The following is an 18857-nucleotide window of genomic DNA, read 5'->3' on the forward strand; positions in this document are numbered from 1 at the left end:
AGATGGCCATGTCAACACCGCAAGAGCGCCGACTCTATGTCGGCACAGAACTGTCCTCACTGCTTCAGCTTTCACAGGAGCAGATCGATTGGCTGGTCAACACGCGCCAGCTGCGACCACTCACCATTTGCGGTCAAGTGCGATTCGACTCGCGAGATGTCGATGGCCTGATTCAGACGTACAAAGCAACAGTTTCTCGGAGGGTGCAATGATCCACAACAATCACAATGTTCGTATCGCAGGACCGCGCGCCTGTGAATGCTGCGGAGATTTATTACAGTCACATATCGACTCGTGGAAAGGACACTCTCATTTCTTTTGCTCGAAGCCGGCTTGCAAAGTAGCGGCCAGGATTGTTCCTGGGGGCCGTTATGTGGAACCAAATACCATTCCGTGTGCTGCGGACGGCTGCGGAAATTACATTCCAGAAGGCGTCTACGGTAAGGGGACCAGGTTTTTCGTCTGCTCCTTGGTCTGTAGGCAAAACCGCTACTACAGCTTGCGTGGTGCCGAGGTAGTCTTCAAATGTGAGTCATGTGGTAAGCAAGGCACAGGCGTACGTAACGATGGAAAGGGGCTGCGAAAGTATTGCAGCCGGATCTGCGCCGGGAAGGCTCGCTACGAGAAGAACCTTGCCAAGTCGGGGCGGCATCGGCCTCTTCTCGACCTATATCTCGAGACCGCCGTCGTTGATCGTTACCGCGGAGGATCGATCCGAACTCACACCTACGCGGTCACCACCTTCCTAGAATTCGCAGACAAGACTGGCATCGACTCGTTGGAGGAGGTCAATCCCTTGACCATCTCCAACTTCGCCAAGTGGGGCCGTGAGGCTGGCAGCCCGAACTTGCTTGCCGGAGTTTGCCATATCAAAATGTTCTTCGACTGGCAGTTAGGAACCGGAATGAGGAAGGCGGCGAACCCTGTTGTGAGTTCTATTCATCGGGTGCGTCAACCCCACCGCGAACCACGGCCCTACAGCGAGAAGGAGCTCGTCTACATTTGGTCGCTCCTGGATCTGCGCGGAAACAGCCGGCTCCGGGCGGCGGCCGCCATCGCGGAAGAATCCGGGATGCGGCGTGGAGAATTGGCCAACATCCGTTTGGGCGATCTCGACCTTGACCATCAGGAGGTTTTCGTTCGGCTTCCCAACAAACGCAACCGGGAGCGCACTGCGCGTTTCGGAGAGAAAGCGAAGTCTCTCATCTCAACGTGGCTCAAGGATCGCAATTCGAACTGCGGCCACGATCACCTATTTCATAATTCCCAGAACAATCCGTACAGTGGCCTCACGATGCACTTGGAGTTCGTGAAGGTTCTTTGCAAGTCTTGGCTCGGCAAACAACAGCATGAGGAAGGTATGGACGCTTGGTCTGTTCATCGTATGCGACATACGATGGCCTCCCGGCTTTCAAAGGGAGGGGCCGATTACGCGACCATCATGGGAGCCGGCGGCTGGACGACGTTTACTGCAATGGTGGGTTACGCCAAGGTCGATACAGAAGATGCGCGGCGAGGATACGAGGAAGCAATGACGAGGTATGAGGCATCGACGAAGCTGTCTTCGGAGCCTTTATGCCTCACCCTTGAGGAATATCTCGCACGGGTTGACACAGAATAGCGAACTCCTGAAATCGAACGTGGCGTGAAAATTGAATTTCACGCCACGTTACAAAACACAAGCAATCAGAGCAGTACGAAGAGGGTTCTATGGACATCCAGCCATACCTGAGTTGCATCGAGAATGAGAAGAACTTCAGCCCTACAACGGTCCGCGCCTACGCGAGCGATCTTGCTATCTTCGATCGGTTCATGGTCGACAATGGAAAGTATTCAGTGAGCGACGTGGACAGGCCCCTCGTCGCAGCCTTCGTCGAGTCGCTCAAACACAGTAGCGCAGGCCGGCTGAGCACTGAAGGTCTAAGTGACGCGACGATAGCTCGCCGTCTCGCAGTACTCTCCAGCTTCCTCGACTTCGTTCGAGCGACTTCCTTTCCGGAGCTTCGGAATCCTATCAAGGAAATGAGGCGCAAGCGGCACAACAACCGCAGTTGCAAAGCCGTGGACGAGGCTGTCCTCAGCCAACTTCTGTCGGGCATTACAGTGCTTCGAGATAAAACGCTGTTCGCGATGTACCTGTCCACCGGGTTGAGGCTCACAGAACTTCGGTCCCTGAACAAGGACAGCATTAGCTTTGACCTTCGGGTCAGCGCTCAAGGCTCCCAAAGCGTGTCGGGCAGTGGTCAGGTCGTGGGGAAGGGGTCGAAGCTCCGACGGTTCTACGTAGATCCACACACCCTACCTCTCTATGCGAAGTACCTTCAGACCCGGGTGGATGAGAACCCTGCCTTATTCGTTAGTGAGCGGAAGCAAAGGATGTCGGCTCGGGCGATCCAGTTCACGTTAGCCTCCTGGTGCAGCAAGCTTGGACTTCAGCACATCCACGCCCACCAACTAAGGCACCAGTACGCTACCCGTCTTGCCAACGCCGATTGCGATCCCATGCACCTGAAGGACCTCATGGGGCATAACGACTTCAACACTACTCTTGGCTATTTCAAAATTCGGGAGGAGAAGATCGCGCAGGGCTACTTCGCAGCGATGGAAGTTTATCGTCCATCGTCTGTCTAGGGAGACCATGCACGCCGAAGGTACATTGTCCCTTCGATACCTACCGCTTGGGTCTTCTGAGCTCTACCTTCAGATTGGACACGACAATAGCCAGCTTCTACAACTTCACCCGGAACACACCGAACTGAAAGAACTAAATGAACACAGACACAATGGCTCTTCAAGCTTCATATAACGACAGATTCAACTCATTTGAACCACTGCTCTCTACCTCCGAAGCAGCGGTACTACTTAACCTTCATCCGGTAACTCTGCTGCGTTGGGCTCGGGAAGGCAAACTTCCACATTTGCGGCTTGGCCGAAAGGTAATGTTCCGTGCGTCCGAACTGGACGCATGGTGCACCGCTGGATACGCAATTCAGAAGCAGCGGGTGAACTAAATGAAACCAGTAAATTTGAGACGAACGCGCTACCAGCAGGGCTCTTTGATACTTGAGAAGCGAAAGACTGGACAGGATGTGTGGGCATATCGTTGGAGAGAGTTAGGCCACGATGGCAAAAGCATTAGGCATAAAAAAGTTGTCGGTACGAAGTTAGAGTATCCGTCGAAAGCGGCGGCCATGCGGGCTGTAAACGGTCTACGCCTGGATATAAATACCGAAGCTACCTCTTCCAGTTCCGCACAGCTGACAGTCGACGAACTCATCGAACATTACAAGTTGACTGAGCTCAATAGCAGTAATAGCAAGACAGCCCGAACGAAGGACGTCTACTTACATCAGCTGAAAAGTATGATTTCCCCCAAATGGGGGAAGTCACGCCTTCAAGATGTTAAGCCGATACCAGTAGAAAAGTGGCTCAGTGGGCTCTCAGGAGCTCCCGGGACAAAGGCTAAGACGAAGGGAGTAATGAGCATTATCTTTCAGCATGCGATGCGCTACGGATGGGCTGACTTCAATCCGATTAGGCTCGTTCGACAGAGCGGTTTGCCCGTGAAGGAAGAGATTGTACTGACACCTGTCGAGATCGCGGTTTTGCTGGAAGAATTGCGCGATCCATTTCGCATGCTGGTCCTCCTCGGAGCAGTAACGGGGTTGCGTCGAGGAGAGTTGTTTGGTCTTAAGTGGGAGGATATTTCGTTCGAGGAGGCTGAGATAAGGATCGTAAGGTCGGTTGTGGACCAAGTCGAAGGGCCACCGAAGACCCTCGCGTCTCGGCGCCCTATCCCCATGTCTTCTGAGCTTGCATCCTCTCTACGGCAGTGGCGGAAGCAAACCACCTACGCCAGTGATTCTGACTGGGTCTTCGCGAGCCCGTCAGCTCTGGGGAAGAAACCGTTCTGGCCGGATGCAGTCCTAAAAAGGCACGTCTTACCTGCTGCGGAGCGAGCGGGGATCACAAAGAGAATTGGCTGGCATAGCTTCCGACGTACCCTTGCCACACTCCTTCAATCGTCTGGCGCATCGGTAAAGACAACGCAAGAACTACTGCGCCATGCTTCGCCGGTCATGACGATGGGAACGTACGCCAAGGCAGTAACGGCGGACAAACGCCAGGCTCAGGATGCCATCGTCGCGCTCTTCGTCGCCAAGTTCAAAGAGTTGCCGACATCCTAATAAAAGGTCCAATAGCGCTATTGGACCTTTATGGACCCAGACTTGGACCCACGAAGGTATTGACGTTCTCTAAGTAATTGGAAGTAATGGTCGGGACGACTAGATTCGAACTAGCGACCTCACCCACCCCAAGGGTGCGCTCTACCAGGCTGAGCCACGTCCCGACTATGGTTTGCACGTCAGCCCAGGCGGGTGACGGCGGGGGTATGCTGCAGTTCTAAGTGTACACGACCGGCCCGGTTTTGCGGTCAGGCCATGTCGCGGTCCGGTTAGGTCGTCGGTGCCACAAACTCCTTCGGCAAGGAACCACCCTCGCCAAAAAAGAACTCGTTCATCTGTTCGACCAGAAATTCCTGCGCCTCGCGTGTCCACGGCTGCAGGCGGTACTCGTTCAAAAGCATCTTCTGTCTCTCTACCCATTCACCCCACGACTTTTTCGAGACGTTCTTGAAGATCTTCTGGCCAAAGTCCGAATCGAACGGCGGCTCATCCAGTCCTTCCATCTCAGTCTTGAATCTCGTGTCGAACACCATGTGTGCCATTCTCTAAACTCCTTTGGAACTTTTATTTTACGATGCCGTACGAATTATTGCGCAGCATCCAACAACTCCATGACTATCGCTTACGACATAGTGACGGCAGCCGCAACAGCAATGATGGCAGGCAATGAGTTCGCGATCGCAGCTTTTGTCCATCCTCAATTGGGAAGACTGAGTAGCAGAACGCACGCTGAAGCTGCAGCTCCGATGGCAGCAGGACTGGGGAAGGCGATGCCATTCTGGTACGGCATCGCACTCCTGCTCCTCATCGGGGCAGCATTCGAGCATCGCCCGATTTCACATGGCTCCGGGAGGCTCATTGCGTATGCCGCATCTCTCTGGGCCGCAACCATCATCTTCACCGTAACACTGCTCGTGCCGATCAATAGACGAATAGCGAAGATGAACGCCGCGAGTCCCTACGACGGTTGGCTCGACGACCGCGTACGTTGGGATCTTCTTTACAGCATAAGGTTGCAGTGCTAGTCGTATCCGTTCTCCTGCTCCTTACGGGCTTGTTGAAGTTGGCGGGCTAAAGATCGCCGAAACCAGCTTCCGACCTTGATTTGCGAAGCCGGGCATCTAATGCCGTTTACCTTTTGATTTTTTATTTCGCTCCCGAGCCTTCGACTTCGTCCTACCCTTCTTCCCCGAACGGTTAGGGCTCGAGTGAGTCCGTTCTGCACTCGCACTGGCAGTGGTCTTCGATTTACGAGGCGGTCGCGGAGCGAACTCCCCTTCTGCCGGCAGCAGAGCGAACTGCAGCCGCCGCTGCTGACGATCGATGCGATCCAGCAGCACGTGCACCCGCTGCCCCATCTTGAATACATGACCATTGCGGGTTCCGACGATCTGTCTATCAGTGTCTCGAAACATGTAGCGATCGTCTTGCAGTGAGGTCAGAGGAACTAGCCCTTCGATGAAAAGACTGTCCAGTTCCACAAAAAAGCCGTACTTCGTGCACGAAAGGATGATTGCGTTGAAGTCCTCACCGACGCGGTCCTGCATGAACTTGATCTTCTTCCACTCGATCAGCTCACGCTCCGCATCGTCGGCCCGACGCTCGGACTGACTCGACTCCGCAGCAATCGCACCGAGCTCAGCCTCCGGTATCGGCCCTACTAAAACCAGCGGTTCAGACTTCTCCGCGTGACCTTTGCCGGCTCGTTTCTCTCCCCACGGTTGAGGAGAGTCGGACAGAATCGCCGCCCCCTCGGTATCTGCACCACTTCGAATGAGCTCCCTAAGCAACCGATGCACAATCAAATCCGGATAGCGCCGGATCGGCGAAGTAAAATGAGTGTAGCTTGGACTCGCCAGCGCAAAGTGCCCCACGTTTTTTTCGCTGTAACGCGCCTGCTTCAACGAACGTAGCATGAGGTAGGAGAGGATTCGCTCCTCCGCCTTTCCTGCTATCTTCACTGTCAACTTCTGATACATCTGCGGCGTTACCGGAATTGACTCCGCCACCTCGTGCGTCTTCGCTTGCCTGCTAGTCCCGCGCGCATCACGCCGGTCACCCTTCGTTTGAATCCGTTTTACAGGCAGGCTGCTGAAGCCCAGAGAATAGCCGAATTGGCTCGCCGTCTCTTCAAAATCAACAATTCGCTTCGGGTCAGGGGCCTCGTGAATGCGATACACACTTGCCACGCTTTGCGACTCGATCCAGGTCGCGACGCATTCGTTCGCCGACAGCATAAACTCTTCAATCAATCGGTGCGACCACCCGCGCTGTGACCGTACGATCGCCTCCATGTTTCCATCTGGATCAAATTGAATCACGGGTTCGGGAAGATCGAAGTCGATCGATCCGCGGCGATGCCGTTTCTCATTCAGCTTGAGCGCCAACTCATACATCCGTTCGAACTCCGAGACCAGTTCGGCAAACTCCGCCCGCGTCTCGACGTTGCCATCGATCACACCCTGAATCTGTGTATAGGTCATACGTTTGACGCTGCGAATTATTCCCTCACAGATCTCGTATCCCAACACCTCGCCACGCCCATCGATCTCCATTACGCAACTCAGGACCAGGCGATCCTCATCGGGTCGAAGACTGCACATCCCGCTTGAAAGCTGAGATGGGAGCATTGGAATAGCACGATCTGGAAAATAAACAGACGTCCCCCGTAGGCGAGCCTCAAGATCCAGCGCCGTCCCTGGTCTTACATAATGACTGACATCTGCGATATGAACCTGTAGCTCCCAGTTTCCATTCGCCAGCGGCGTTACCAGCACCGCGTCATCGAAGTCCCGCGCAGTCTCCCCATCAATCGTTACGATGTTCAGCCCACGAAAATCCCTGCGCCGCCTGACCTCATCCGTCTCCAGCCTTGCGACAGTCTGTTCTGCAGACGCCGTAGCCTCAGCGAGCACATTGGCAGGGAAGACATGCGGTAAATGATGTTTTCGAATGATGATTTCTACATCAACTCCGAAAGCATCGGGTGGCCCTAGAACCTCAATGATCCGTCCGCGCGCGGGCCTTCCGACAGTCGGAAAATCGGTGATCTCCACATCCACAGCAAGCCCTTCGAGTGGTCTGTGCGAATCCAACTCTTCCGACCAATGAGACTGCTGCGCTTCGGCTTCTTCACCCAGAACACGGTGCGGCGTCTTCTTCGGCACCGAGGCAATCTCTGCACCCTCAGGAATCAAAATCGCCTGCGTCATCCGCTCATCCAAAGGGGTAACGTAGTTTCCATTGATCATGGGAGCACTCTCCCAAGGGCCTCCCCCGCGATGCGTCTTCGCGTAATGAAAGATCCCTACTACTGTGGGATTTCTTCGTTTCAGCACCCGGGCAATTCGACCGGACCTGCGGCCATCCCGTCCCGGAGGCGCTTCATCCACCAGAACTTCGTCGCCTTGCATTGCACCATTCAGCTCATTCGGCGGGATAAAGAGGTCGTCGCTTCGATCCAAGCTCCCATTGGGTCGCACGAATCCATATCCATCCCGATGCAGATCGAGACGCCCGGCCAGCAATCTATCCCGCGTGGCCCGATGCTCCACCGGCATCTCAACACCGCCACGCTTCGTCTTCTCTGGCGTAGCCGTTGGCAGACTCCACTGTTCACTATCAACCTTCACCAACTCTCCCCGCGCCGTGATCCGCGCGAGTTGCTCTAACAATAGCCGGCGCTCACGCCCACCACCCAATCCCAGTTCACGGATCAGCTGCTTGTACCCCGCCCGATGGCCGGGCGAGCGCTCAATCAACCTCATCAACTCGCGGTCAGTTTGTGGATAGGGGGTATGTGCCATCGTCTCCGAGCATACAACCAGCCACTATTCTTTTCCTTCACTAGAACGACTTCGACATCTCGGCCGCTTGCTCCAGCGTCACTCCGTGCGGCACCTGCGTGAAGTCCGTCTGGATCTCGTCCTGCTGCTGTCCAATGTTCTTGAAGAACAGAGCCTTGCCTTCGATGTGCACGTGGGTCTCTGTGATCTGCCAAAAACCAGGTGCAACTTCTCTGCGCTCTACGCGAAAGGTCCCACCCTGACGCAGTCGTCCCAGAAGTCCCCAGCCGATGGTTACATCTTCGGTCAACTTTCCACTGATTGTTACGATCCGGTTCTGCCCTTTATCGACCACCAGTTCGCCCGCCATCTGCCCCAGCACCCGTCCCTGCATATCCGGCGGGCTAAACTTCGGATTCGGCTCGAAGTGCAGCGTCATATTGTTCGCATCTTCACTCTGCACCCTCCAGCTGAACGCCTCCGGAAGCATCCTCAACAGCTCTTCAGCATTCTTGCCGTCCTGCACTCCATCTTTTTTTTGCTTCGCGATCTGACCGGGGTCGTGAATAAATGTCTGAACTCGAGCATCCTCAATCCCTATTTCTGAACCGTTTAGCGACCGCCCATTCTTGCTGATCAAACGCTTTACCGATCCGTGGTCAGTCTCCACCACAATCGAAACCGTGTCTGTGCCATCCTTCTGTGCATCACGATATTTCCACCGCGAGTGGTCGTTCAAATCCGCCGACAGTTCGGCCTGCATCGCTTTTCTGACGATCTCCTTTGGCTCTGGAAGGCCCTGCGCACCCGAAGGTAGCAACTCCGTCAACAAAAATCCCGCCGTCACAATCGACCGCAAAAAGAACTTCGAACTCTTCATAGACCCCACATCCTCTAAGATGCAGATTCTTCAATAATGTTTGCGCTTCTGACTCTAGCAGGGAACGCCGTCTACAGCGGCTGCACGGCTCCAGCCTTTTACAAACTTAGCTCACCCACTCCACGCGCACACTCTTCTTCCCTAGTCGCAGCGTAGGCGACTCACCCAAAAATTCCCTGCTGACTGTTTTCATAACTTTTCCAGCCTGTAGTTTTTCCCCATTCACGCTCACGGCATTCTCAGCCAATTTACGCGTAGCTTCTCCCGCCGATGTCGCCAGCCCTGCCTCCATAAGTAATTTCGCAAGCCGAATCTCCGTTCCCAACTCGGGATCGGACGTCGCAATGAGCATGCCACCATTCGGCGATTTCATCGCCAACAGACCTTCATCTCTCAGATCTATCTTTACGACCGGCACGTCTTCGCTCACCCCGCGCTGCTGAAACATCTTCGTCCAGCCCTCAGCCGCAACATCCGCCTCTTCCTTCGAATGAAAGTCTCGGGTAATTGTCCACGCCAGATTTTTCTTCGCCTGCATCGGATGCAGCGCACCCGCGACAACATCCGTCTGCATCCGCGCGATCTCAGAGCCTCGCAGATCCGTCAGCATCGTCCAATACTTCCACATCAGCTCATCGGAGATCGACATCAGCTTTCCATACATCTCACCCGCCGGTTCATGTACACCGATCGCATTCCCCAGCGACTTCGACATCTTCTGAACGCCATCCAATCCCTCGATAATCGAGGTCATCAGCACAATCTGCTGCGGCTGCCCGAAGTGCTTCTGCAGGTCGCGCCCACGCATCAGGTTGAACTTCTGATCGGTCCCACCCAACTCCACATCGCACTCCAACGCCACAGAGTCGTAGCCCTGCGCAATCGGATAAATAAGCTCATGCAACGCAATGGGCTGCTCCTCGTTGAAGCGCTTATGAAAGTCTTCGCGCTCCAGCATCTGTGACACAGTGAACTGCGCCATCAGCTTCACCATGTCGTAGTAGCTGAGCTTGTCCAGCCACTCGGAGTTGTACCGAACTTCGGTCTTCTCGGGGTCGAGAATCTTGAATACCTGCTCTTTATAGGTCTCCGCATTGGCCGCGATCTGCTCAGGCGTCAGCGGCTTGCGCGTTACGTTACGCCCGGTCGGATCGCCAATCAATGCAGTCGAATCGCCGATCAGGAAGATCACCGTGTGTCCTAGCGTCTGAAAGTGCTTCAACTTCCTCAGAAGGACAGTGTGTCCCAGGTGCAGGTCTGGAGCAGTCGGGTCAAATCCCGCCTTGATGCGCATCGGTACTCCAGTAGCAATCGATTTGGAGATGCGCTCTTTCAGCGCCTCCAGCGGAACAATCTCCGCAGCACCTTTGGTGATCAAATCAAGCTGGTCTTCAAGCGGCGCGAACGTAGGCATATCCCTCAAGTATAAAGACCAGAGCGTGAGGCCGAAGGCAATCAAGGTGTTCGTCCTCAAGCAAACAATTACGACATCGTTTATCTTGCAAAACCGACATAGAGAAAACAACGATAGAAATCAATAACTTACAACTTCGCATCTAGCGGCTCTGCCAGTGCTCAGAAGGTCTTGTTGGACATAACGCTCTAACATCAACATTGATGTCAACTAATGATCACGTTAAACATTGAACTTGAAAAAGAGGATGTCGCCATCTTTGACAACATATTCTTTGCCTTCAGAACGGAGTAAACCCTTTTCCTTGACGGCCTGTTCGCTGCCATATTTGAAGAGGTCGTCGGAGGCGTAGCAGTCGGCTTTGATAAATCCCTTTTCAAAGTCGGAGTGAATGACGCCCGCTGCGCCAGGTGCTTTAGTGCCGCGGCGGATCGTCCAGGCGCGAACCTCCTGCACGCCGGCCGTGAAGTAGGTAATGAGGTCGAGTAGGCGATAGGCGGAGTGAATAAGCCGGTTGAGACCGGGTTCGGAGAGTCCCATATCCTTGAGGAATTCGTCGCGCTCAGCGGGTTCTAACTGCGCAATCTCGGATTCGAGGGCACCGCAGATGCGCACTACCTGGCTGCCCTCTTCTTCGGCTCGCTTTTCAACTGCAGCAGTGTAAGAGTTGCCTTCGATGAGACCTGACTCATCGACGTTTGCGACGTAGAGCTGAGGCTTCGCGGTGATGAGGAAGAGCTCGCGAGATAGGATCTTTTCTTCTTCAGTAAGGTCGGCGGTACGGGCGGGCCTCCCAGCATTGAGGGCCGTCAGAAGTTTCTGCAGCATGGCGTGCTCAGCCTTGATCTTGACATCGCTCGATGCTTTCGCGGCGCGCTCGACTTTTGTGTTGCGCTTTTCGACAGTGTCTAGGTCGGCTAGAAGCAGTTCGGTGTTGATGATGTCGATGTCATGGAGTGGATTGACCCCGCCAGCCACGTGGATGACCTCGGGATCATCGAAGCAGCGGACAACGTGCGCTACGGCATCGGTGGCACGGATGTGGCCAAGGAACTGGTTGCCGAGACCCTCCCCTTTGGAGGCACCTTCAACAAGTCCGGCAATATCGATAAACTCCATAGAAGTAGGAACGAGAGACTTGGGCTTGATGAGTTCGGAGATTTTGGCCAGTCGCTCATCGGGCACGGTAACAACGCCGGTGTTCGGGTCGATCGTGCAGAAGGGATAGTTGGCGGCTTGCGCCTTGGCCGACGTAAGGGCGTTGAAGATCGTTGATTTTCCGACGTTGGGCAGACCAACGATTCCGCAGTTCAATGGCATTATGCTGTTTCCTTGTTGCTGGCTTGGGTACGAGGCTGTTTCGGCGTCGTGGGTATCCTTATAGGATACCTTTTTTGCTGGTTTTCCCGTGCCGATGGGCCCCTGGCTCGTCTAAATGGGACACCATGAAGCTGAGACTCCGAGAATTCGTTGCTTTCGTTAGTGTTTGGACTAGCGCGGCATTTGCGCAGACGACACTGCATACCACGACGACGCTGGTGGTTGTGCCGACACTGGTGCAGACTCCGGGTAAGGAGCTGGTGTATTCGCTAAAGGCGGATGATTTTGTGCTAGCGGATAACGGAGTTCCGCAAAAAGTGACGTTGGAGGAGGAGACGCAGAGGCCGGTGTCGCTGGTGGTGCTGATGCAGACCGGTGGGGATGCGCGGGGGCAGTTTCTGAGTTATGCGAATCTCGACACGATGCTGGGTTCGCTGATAGGCGGGGCGCCGAACGAGGTGTCGATTGTGAACTTCGACAGCAAGGCGGAGGCGGCGTCCCCGTTTACGTCGAATGTTGCGGAGTGGGGGGAGGCGATCGATCATCCGGATGTGGGAGATAATGGGGCGGCGATCTTCGATGGAATTTCGTTTGGGTTGGATCTGCTGTCGAAACGGCCTATCGGGAATCGGCGGGCAATTCTGCTGATCAGCCAGGAACATGACGATGGAAGCAACGCCGCGATGAAAGATATCGTGCGTGAGCTGGGAGAGACAAATACCGCCATCTATAGCGTGACTTTTTCGGCAGAGAAGACAGCGGCGCGGCAGGCTTTCAAGGATCCAGCGCACCTGAATCCGCCATTGCATGTTGGGGAAGGCGATTACCAGGCCTACTTCAATTTGAGTGAGCCGCTGCGGCTGATCTTTGGCGCGATGCGAAAGAATACTTCGGCGGAGTTAGCTACGTTGTCGGGGGGAGAATGGAATAGCTTCGACAATCTTGGGGAGCTGACGCAGGACCTTGGCGTGCTGACGAACCATCTGCATAACAGCTACGTGCTTAGCTTTACCCCCACATCTGCGGCGCCTGGGCTGCATACGATCAGCGTGCGGCTAGCGCGGCATCCGGAGATGGTGGTTTCGGCCAGAAGCAACTACTGGGCGGCGGAGGCTGAGAGCAACAAACAACGAAACTTTGACAAATAATTTCGGCGTGTCTCAAGAGGCACGGATAAGCTAAAGGTACGAGGTGAGAACAAGATGCGTCAGATAAGTTCGATGAGCGTGGTCGCGGCATTATTGGTTTCTGGCATGGCGATGGGTCAGACGCCGGCGGCTCCAACTGGGCCAAGTGGGCCTGCGGGTGAGGTACAACGTGGCTATGCGGCTCAGAAAGGTAACATCCTGAAGGCCGCCGATCGGATGCCGGAGAGCGACTACCAGTTCAAGCCGACGCCGGAGATACGAACCTATGCGCGCGTTGTCAATCACGTGACAGAGGCGCAACTGCGGACATGCGGGGCGGTGAATCGCACAGCGGCGAGCGATCTTGCGAAGGTTCCTGCGGAGACTGCAGATAAAGCAACCATCGTCGAAGCACTGAAGGCCTCGTTTGCCGAGTGCGACAAAGCCTTCGCCGCGGTAACGGATGCGAACCTGGGAGATATGTTTGAGGTTTTCAACGGGAAGCGATCGCGCATCGGAATCATGTGGGGGACGGTGTCGCATGACAACGAACAGTACGCGACGCTCGCGCTCTATCTGCGATTGAAGGGACTGGTGCCACCGAGTAGCGAGAAATAGCTTGGAGGGGTCCCCCCCCCCTATTACCGGCGTGTAAGTCCAATGGTTGCAACGGTTTAGCGGGAGGTAATCTCCGCAAAACGAACATTCTATTGGAGTTGTGCCTAAATTCGACCAAACAAAGGGGATAGCCCCGGATGGGTGTCCGGGGCTATCTTTTTTCTGCCTTGTAGTTCAAGTATAGCTGAGTGGAGATAACTCATACGCCACGTGAATCTCCTTGTCTGACGCGGGTTTTCGCCTGGTTGGGGCTTGACAGGAGTCTGACAGGGGTTTGGCTGGGGCAGGAACTGCGTTGCGAACGCCCTTTCTTCCTCCTTGCGCCTTAGAATGAACTCGTCAAACGGGCCCACAGTAGTCCATTGTGCTAAATCGTGATACAGGGAGAGCTTTATGAGGCGAGTTGTGGTTGGTCTGGTGGTGTTTGTGGTGTCTTTGTCCAGCTTTGCTCTGGGGCAGCAGGAGAAGCCGATGACGTTGAAGGCTGTTCTGCTGGAGCAGCTGCGGTCGACGCATAACAAGGCGGAGTGGTTTGTGCCGGCGAATACGGCGGCGGCGGGGTTGACGCCCGAGCAGGCCAGCTGGACGGACAAGAGTGGGAATCACTCGGTAGGGCAGCTGGCGAATCATCTTGTCTTCTGGGATCGCGATATGCTGGCGAAGTTCAAGGGTGAGACTCCGGCGAAGTTCGATGGCAACAATGACGAGACGTTCAACAACTTCGACGCGAAGAGCTGGGACGCGACGGTGAAGCAGCTGGACCAGGTGATGACGGATTGGGAGAGTGCGGTCGAAGCGGCGGATGATGCGAAGATTTCGCTGTGGGCTTCGAGGATCGCACACGTTGGCACACACAACGCGTATCACATCGGGCAGATGGTCTATGTGCGAAGGCAGCAGGGTGTCTGGGATCCGAATAAGGGTGTGAAGTAGGCAGGGTGATCAGCCGGGCTCCTGGTAGATGCCGAGAACGTTGCCCCCGGGGTCACGAAAGTGGGCGGTGATCTCGGACGCGTTGGGATCGATGGGTTGGACGATCTGGCCACCGTGGGCGGTGATGAGATCGACGGTGGCGGCTGCGCTGTCGACCATGATGGAGATGACGATGCCGGGCTGGGTGGAGGGCGGACGGTGGAGGACCCACATGCCGCTGACCTGGCCGACGCCGTCGTCGAAGGCGGTGGTGCCGTCGCCGTGCTGGCGCAGGGACCAGCCAAAGCAAGCGGCGTAGAAGGCGGAGGAGACGGCTACGTCCGTGGCGGGGATTTCGAGGTAGCAGATCTTGCCGTTGCCGAAGGTGGGAGGCATGGTTGGCTCCTTTGGGGTGAGTCTACCGCAAGAATTGGGCGACAATGCAGCGGATTTGATCGGGAATCGAGGGCTATCGCGAGTCCTCTCTACAACGGGACGGTGGTGGATGGCATCTCCCTGTGCTGGGCCCCAGTTCTAAACGAACGTAAAGGTGTACGCATGAACCGAGGTCTATGGGTCCGAGGTCTAAGGGTCGTGATAGTTTTGGCTGGTGGCGTGGCTGCGTCGATGCTGATGGGATGCGAGAAGCATGAGGCGCAGGCTACGGCGGTTCCCGTCCCGGCGATGAAGCCTGCGCCGCCTACTCCGATCGACACGAAGAAGGCTGAGGTAGGTGGATCGACGTGGGACCCGGAGTGGGACAAGATTGTGGAGCTGGCGCTGCCGCCGGCGATGCTGTCGAGCCAGGTGCCGCATGATGTGCGGCGGTTCTGTCCGGCGTTCTACGGGATGGCGGAGGACGACAAGCGGGCGTTCTGGGCTTACTTCTTTCAGGCGCTGGCAGGCGCGGAGGCAGGCCTCGAGCCGACGGTGCAGGCCAAGCACGCGCAGCCGGAGATGATGGTGAAGGACGATGTGACGGGGCGGCCGGGCCGAACCTCGGGACTGCTGCAGCTTACCTATGAGGACCAGAAGCGGTATGGATGCGACTTCGACTGGGAGCACGATAAAAAGTTGAAGGTGGGTGATCCGGACAGGACGATCCTGCAGCCGAAGAACAATCTGGAGTGCGGGGTGAAGATTCTGGATAAGCAGATTATCGAGAAGCGTAAGGCGCTGCTGTCGGCATCGGGGTACTGGTCGACGCTGCGGCCGGGGACGGTGAGCTATCGGGTGTTTGCGAAGCAGATGACGAATGTGCCTGCCGCTTGTCGGAAGGAGAGCGGTAGGAAGGTGGTCTCGCGGTGAGGGCTGGGTGGGCCGTGTTCAGTGGGTGAAGGTGAAGAAGGGCCCACTCACCGCCTGAAACAAAGACGCGGTGAATGGGGCACCCGGCCACCAATTGATTACTCCGATGTGGGATATGATTTGGCGACTGCTACCGGTAGTATTATCAACGATTTGCTGTGTTCAACAAATCTCTAGCAGAGCAGGCATAGGAGAACTGATGGCGGACAAACATCCATATATTAGCGGTAACGGCGCTATAGTGCAGCTTTTCGATCAACTGAAGAAGTCGTTTCCGCAGGTGCTGAATGCCGAGGTCCTGAAAAAGCTCAGTATCGCTCCTAGCAACGAGAGTTATGCAATGAACATCGTACGTTTTCTCGGTCTTATCGACGAATCTGGCAAGGCAACACCCAACTCACTCAAAGTTTTCACGCTCCACGACGAAAAAACATTCCAAACTGCATTCAGTGAAATCATCGAGAAGTCCTATCACGAACTTTTCTCTTTACATGGCTCGGATGCTTGGATGCTGCCTTTAGAACAGCTTATCCCTTTCTTCCGCCAGACTGATCAATCCTCCTCACTCGTCGGTAGTCGACAAGCTTCAACTTTTAAAGCTCTTGCCGCGTACGCAGGCCATGGTGCTCTACAGTCAGCCGCGACAAATCGGCCTCCCAAGGTGATGGCAAAAAAGGTGCCGCGCGTGGCAAAGAAACCCGATGAAGTAAAGACCTTTGCGGAGAAAGATCCCATATTTCATCAAGGGAAACGGGATGATCGCGTAGGGTTGACTGTTCGCATCGAGGTGAACCTGCCCGCTGCAGGCGATCAGGAAACTTACGATCGAATCTTCAAAAGCATCAAGGAAAACCTGATCAATGGTTGAGCCGTTCGCTGTTTTCGAAAAATTTGTGCGTCTGACAAATGGTTTAGTCTATGCGGAAGCAGAATGCGCCGTTCCAGATCATCCGTTTGAAAGTCGAAACATACACCCCTGCCTGCCAAGAATTGTACGGGATCTTTTCGACGACGGTCATTGTGCGCAGGCGACATTCGAAGCGTTCAAATACGTCGATAAGCAGGTTGCCAGGCTTGGTTTAAGTAACGAGTCCGGTGAAAAATTGATGATGTCTGCGTTCAGTGAAGTCACCCCGCTTATTTCCCTGACACCTCGTTCAAACATTAGCGAAAAAGACGAGCAACGTGGATACAAATTCCTCTTTGCTGGAGCTATCGTCGCAATCAGAAATCCGAGAGGTCACGAATACGCTGTTCACGATACACCTGACGAGTGCCTCGACCACTTAGCCCTCGCATCAACTCTGCTTAGACGCTTGGAGGGAACAGGTGCAAAACTTGGATCTTAAGATCGAGTTTGCGCTGCGAGATCGAAATTATTGTTGAACTTGCCGGCTTTCTCGATAGAGAAGGCGCGCGGCAATGCGGACCTGCTGCTGGGGCAACTTTTCACATTTCCCCTCTGGACATTTCATTTCGTGCGCAGGTAGATTGTTGGCTCGGGCCCTTCGCCTCTAAGTACAGTGTTTCGCCACGGTGCGCGACGGCTTCGTTTTTACCGGCCATGACTCCACACACACATCCGCATAAGGCGGAGTATTTGACGTGCCCGGGTCTGATCTCTTTCTCCTCTCATCTCTTTCTCCCCGTTCTGAGATTCTGACTTCCCTTCTGATCGGCCCCACGAATCGGCCCCTGTTTCTAAATTCAATTTCAAGCGGAGACAATATGAAGAGACTATGCAAGGTTATTCTTGTGGCTATAGTCGTGCTTGCCGTTGCAGGCAGGTGTGGGTACGGACAAACGCTGGAGGATCTTCAGCAAAACGTTTCTCCTGCTCTGTTCGATGGAGTGGTGAGTTACATCTATGGCTATCCGCTGATGATGTTCGGCGTGACGGGACGAACGGGGACGACGGTTCCGGACGCGATGACAAAGTTAGGCGGAGCTCCACTGAACCAGTTTGGAAAAGAGACGGTGCTGCCGAACGCCACCTTTACGGCGGTTGTGCTTCCCAGCACGTCGACGCTCTACGCCTCGTCGTTTCTGAATCTGTGCGAGGAGCCGGTGATTCTTCATCTTCCAAACTTCGGCGGCCGCTTCTTCATCATGCAGATGCTGGACGGCTGGACGGAGGTGAGCGGGGATTCGCCGGGCACGGACAAGGGCAGCCCGGAGGGCAACTACGCTCTGGTGGGGCCGGCGTGCAATGGGCATGAACAGCCAGCGATTACGATTCCGGTGGTGAAGACGATCAGGATTCCGACGAGCTCGATGTGGATCATCGGCCGGATCTATACGACGGGATCTGATTGGGATATCAAAGACATTGTGAAAAACCTCTATCCGGGGCTGACGCTGACTCCGCTGAGCAAATACGTGGCAGGGGAGACGTTCACACCGCCGGACACGTTGTCGGTGCAGCCGCTGGCCGATACGGTGACGCCGCCTCTGCGACAGGTGGCGGGGATGGACGCGTGCGCGTTCTACCAGAATCTCGCGGCGATGATGAACTTCAATCTTCCGATCCCGGGACAGGACGACCCGGTTACAGCGAGTCTGCTGCGGTTGGGACTGGTGGTGAAGAACGATGATCCTACGAAGGGGAGCGTTCCGCTGACCGGGACGAACTTCGATTGCACGACGCTGCATAAGGCGAGGCTGGAGAACCTGCAGGATGCGGTGGCTGCGGCCAACAACATTCTGGATAACGTGCCGGCGACGAAGCCTACGGCGACGGGATGGACGGTGTCGCTCGACGTGGGAGTGTATGGCAGACGGTATCTGCTGAGGGCGGAGGTCGCGCAGCAAGCTCTTGGCGCTAACCGGAAAGAAGACGCTGTGTACGGTTATACGCAGACCGATGGGAGAGGAATTAAGTTGCGCGGCGATGTGAACTACGCGATCCACTTTCTCCCGGTGGGCCAGGACGCAGGTGGCATTCCGCCAGTGCATCAGGGAGGGTTCTGGTCGCTGACGATCTATGATGCGGACGGCAAACTGGTGCCGAGCCCGGATCCTGCGGCGAACTGGAATGCGGTGGGAATGCCGATGGTGCAGAACCACTCGGCGTGTTTCAACGGGGACGGGTCGCTGGATCTGTATCTGCAGGCAACGGCTCCACCTGCGGGTTCGAAGCAGTTCTGCAACTGGCTGCCTACTCCTGCGAAGGGCGGCTATATTGCGTTTCTAAGGATGTATTGGCCGGCGGACGCGATTCTGAACAAGGATTGGGTTCCTCCGGGGATCGTGAGGAATTAGGGCTGACTTGAGGTAGCGGCAGCGGGACTGGGGGTGTCCCGCTGC

The 18857-nt window shown here is 55.4% G+C and carries 18 protein-coding genes and 1 tRNA gene; 12 read left to right on the forward strand and 7 right to left on the reverse strand.

From position 1 onward, the window contains the following. Positions 1-208: 208 nt before the first annotated feature. From HDF09_RS10335 to HDF09_RS10350, 4 genes are all read left to right on the forward strand, one after another. On the forward strand, positions 209-1621 hold the full coding sequence (locus HDF09_RS10335; protein WP_183765608.1) for a tyrosine-type recombinase/integrase: 1413 nt from the start codon (positions 209-211) through the stop codon (positions 1619-1621). An 89-nt stretch (positions 1622-1710) separates the two neighbouring features. Beyond that, positions 1711-2631, forward strand: a complete 921-nt coding sequence (locus HDF09_RS10340) for a tyrosine-type recombinase/integrase (RefSeq protein ID WP_183765611.1) — start codon at positions 1711-1713, stop codon at positions 2629-2631. Positions 2632-2783: 152 nt separating this feature from the next. After that, positions 2784-3011, forward strand: a complete 228-nt coding sequence (locus HDF09_RS21325; protein ID WP_406704541.1) for a helix-turn-helix domain-containing protein — start codon at positions 2784-2786, stop codon at positions 3009-3011. Beyond that, positions 3012-4187: a tyrosine-type recombinase/integrase gene (locus tag HDF09_RS10350; RefSeq protein ID WP_183765617.1), complete on the forward strand. Its 1176-nt coding sequence runs from the start codon at positions 3012-3014 to the stop codon at positions 4185-4187. 87 nt (positions 4188-4274) lie between these two features. On the opposite strand, the gene HDF09_RS10355 is transcribed toward HDF09_RS10350, so the two are convergent. Beyond that, a tRNA-Pro gene (locus HDF09_RS10355) sits at positions 4275-4351 on the reverse strand. 105 nt (positions 4352-4456) lie between these two features. After that, positions 4457-4729, reverse strand: coding sequence for an oxidative damage protection protein (locus HDF09_RS10360; protein WP_179640124.1), 273 nt, complete (start codon positions 4727-4729; stop codon positions 4457-4459). Positions 4730-4798: 69 nt separating this feature from the next. On the opposite strand from HDF09_RS10360, the gene HDF09_RS10365 reads away from it, so the two are divergent. Beyond that, a complete protein-coding gene (locus HDF09_RS10365) occupies positions 4799-5212 on the forward strand; it encodes an anthrone oxygenase family protein (RefSeq protein ID WP_183765621.1) in 414 nt (137 codons plus the stop codon). 96 nt (positions 5213-5308) lie between these two features. Here the strand turns inward: HDF09_RS10365 and HDF09_RS10370 are convergent, their stop codons facing one another. The 4 genes from HDF09_RS10370 to ychF all read right to left on the reverse strand — a co-directional run bounded on the left by HDF09_RS10370 (position 5309) and on the right by ychF (position 11586). Then, positions 5309-7993, reverse strand: coding sequence for a ribonuclease R family protein (locus tag HDF09_RS10370; protein WP_183765624.1), 2685 nt, complete (start codon positions 7991-7993; stop codon positions 5309-5311). A 40-nt stretch (positions 7994-8033) separates the two neighbouring features. Next, the gene (locus tag HDF09_RS10375; RefSeq protein ID WP_183765628.1) at positions 8034-8852 is read right to left on the reverse strand and encodes a hypothetical protein; all 819 of its coding nucleotides are present in this window, start codon (positions 8850-8852) and stop codon (positions 8034-8036) included. 106 nt (positions 8853-8958) lie between these two features. Continuing rightward, a complete protein-coding gene (tyrS, locus tag HDF09_RS10380) occupies positions 8959-10266 on the reverse strand; it encodes a tyrosine--tRNA ligase (protein ID WP_183765632.1) in 1308 nt (435 codons plus the stop codon). Positions 10267-10488: 222 nt separating this feature from the next. Then, positions 10489-11586, reverse strand: a complete 1098-nt coding sequence (ychF, locus tag HDF09_RS10385) for a redox-regulated ATPase YchF (RefSeq protein WP_183765635.1) — start codon at positions 11584-11586, stop codon at positions 10489-10491. Positions 11587-11711: 125 nt separating this feature from the next. Here ychF and HDF09_RS10390 point away from each other — a divergent pair, with 125 nt between their 5' ends. The 3 genes from HDF09_RS10390 to HDF09_RS10400 all read left to right on the forward strand — a co-directional run bounded on the left by HDF09_RS10390 (position 11712) and on the right by HDF09_RS10400 (position 14264). After that, positions 11712-12734 (forward strand): VWA domain-containing protein, encoded by a 1023-nt coding sequence (locus tag HDF09_RS10390; RefSeq protein ID WP_183765637.1) that lies wholly within the window; start codon positions 11712-11714, stop codon positions 12732-12734. Between the two features lie 54 nt (positions 12735-12788). Next, positions 12789-13331, forward strand: a complete 543-nt coding sequence (locus HDF09_RS10395; RefSeq protein WP_183765640.1) for a DinB family protein — start codon at positions 12789-12791, stop codon at positions 13329-13331. Positions 13332-13724: 393 nt separating this feature from the next. Continuing rightward, complete coding sequence (locus HDF09_RS10400) at positions 13725-14264, forward strand: DinB family protein (protein WP_183765643.1); 540 nt, start codon at positions 13725-13727, stop codon at positions 14262-14264. Between the two features lie 9 nt (positions 14265-14273). Here the strand turns inward: HDF09_RS10400 and HDF09_RS10405 are convergent, their stop codons facing one another. After that, positions 14274-14639 carry a VOC family protein gene (locus HDF09_RS10405; protein ID WP_183765646.1) on the reverse strand — a complete coding sequence of 122 codons (366 nt, stop codon included), beginning with the start codon at positions 14637-14639 and terminating at the stop codon, positions 14274-14276. Positions 14640-14837: 198 nt separating this feature from the next. On the opposite strand from HDF09_RS10405, the gene HDF09_RS10410 reads away from it, so the two are divergent. The 4 genes from HDF09_RS10410 (at position 14838) to HDF09_RS10425 (ending at position 18812) form a co-directional block, all read left to right on the forward strand. Next, positions 14838-15551, forward strand: coding sequence for a hypothetical protein (locus tag HDF09_RS10410; RefSeq protein WP_183765649.1), 714 nt, complete (start codon positions 14838-14840; stop codon positions 15549-15551). 199 nt (positions 15552-15750) lie between these two features. Then, the gene (locus HDF09_RS10415) at positions 15751-16419 is read left to right on the forward strand and encodes a DUF5343 domain-containing protein (protein ID WP_183765652.1); all 669 of its coding nucleotides are present in this window, start codon (positions 15751-15753) and stop codon (positions 16417-16419) included. Further along, positions 16412-16900 carry a TIGR02391 family protein gene (locus HDF09_RS10420; protein WP_183765655.1) on the forward strand — a complete coding sequence of 163 codons (489 nt, stop codon included), beginning with the start codon at positions 16412-16414 and terminating at the stop codon, positions 16898-16900. The genes HDF09_RS10415 and HDF09_RS10420 overlap by 8 nt, the downstream gene beginning before the upstream one ends. 379 nt (positions 16901-17279) lie before the next feature. Beyond that, the gene (locus tag HDF09_RS10425; RefSeq protein WP_183765660.1) at positions 17280-18812 is read left to right on the forward strand and encodes a DUF1254 domain-containing protein; all 1533 of its coding nucleotides are present in this window, start codon (positions 17280-17282) and stop codon (positions 18810-18812) included. Positions 18813-18857: the final 45 nt, after the last annotated feature.

It is taken from the genome of Edaphobacter lichenicola, from assembly GCF_014201315.1.
Classification (GTDB): Bacteria; Acidobacteriota; Terriglobia; order Terriglobales; family Acidobacteriaceae; genus Edaphobacter; species Edaphobacter lichenicola_B.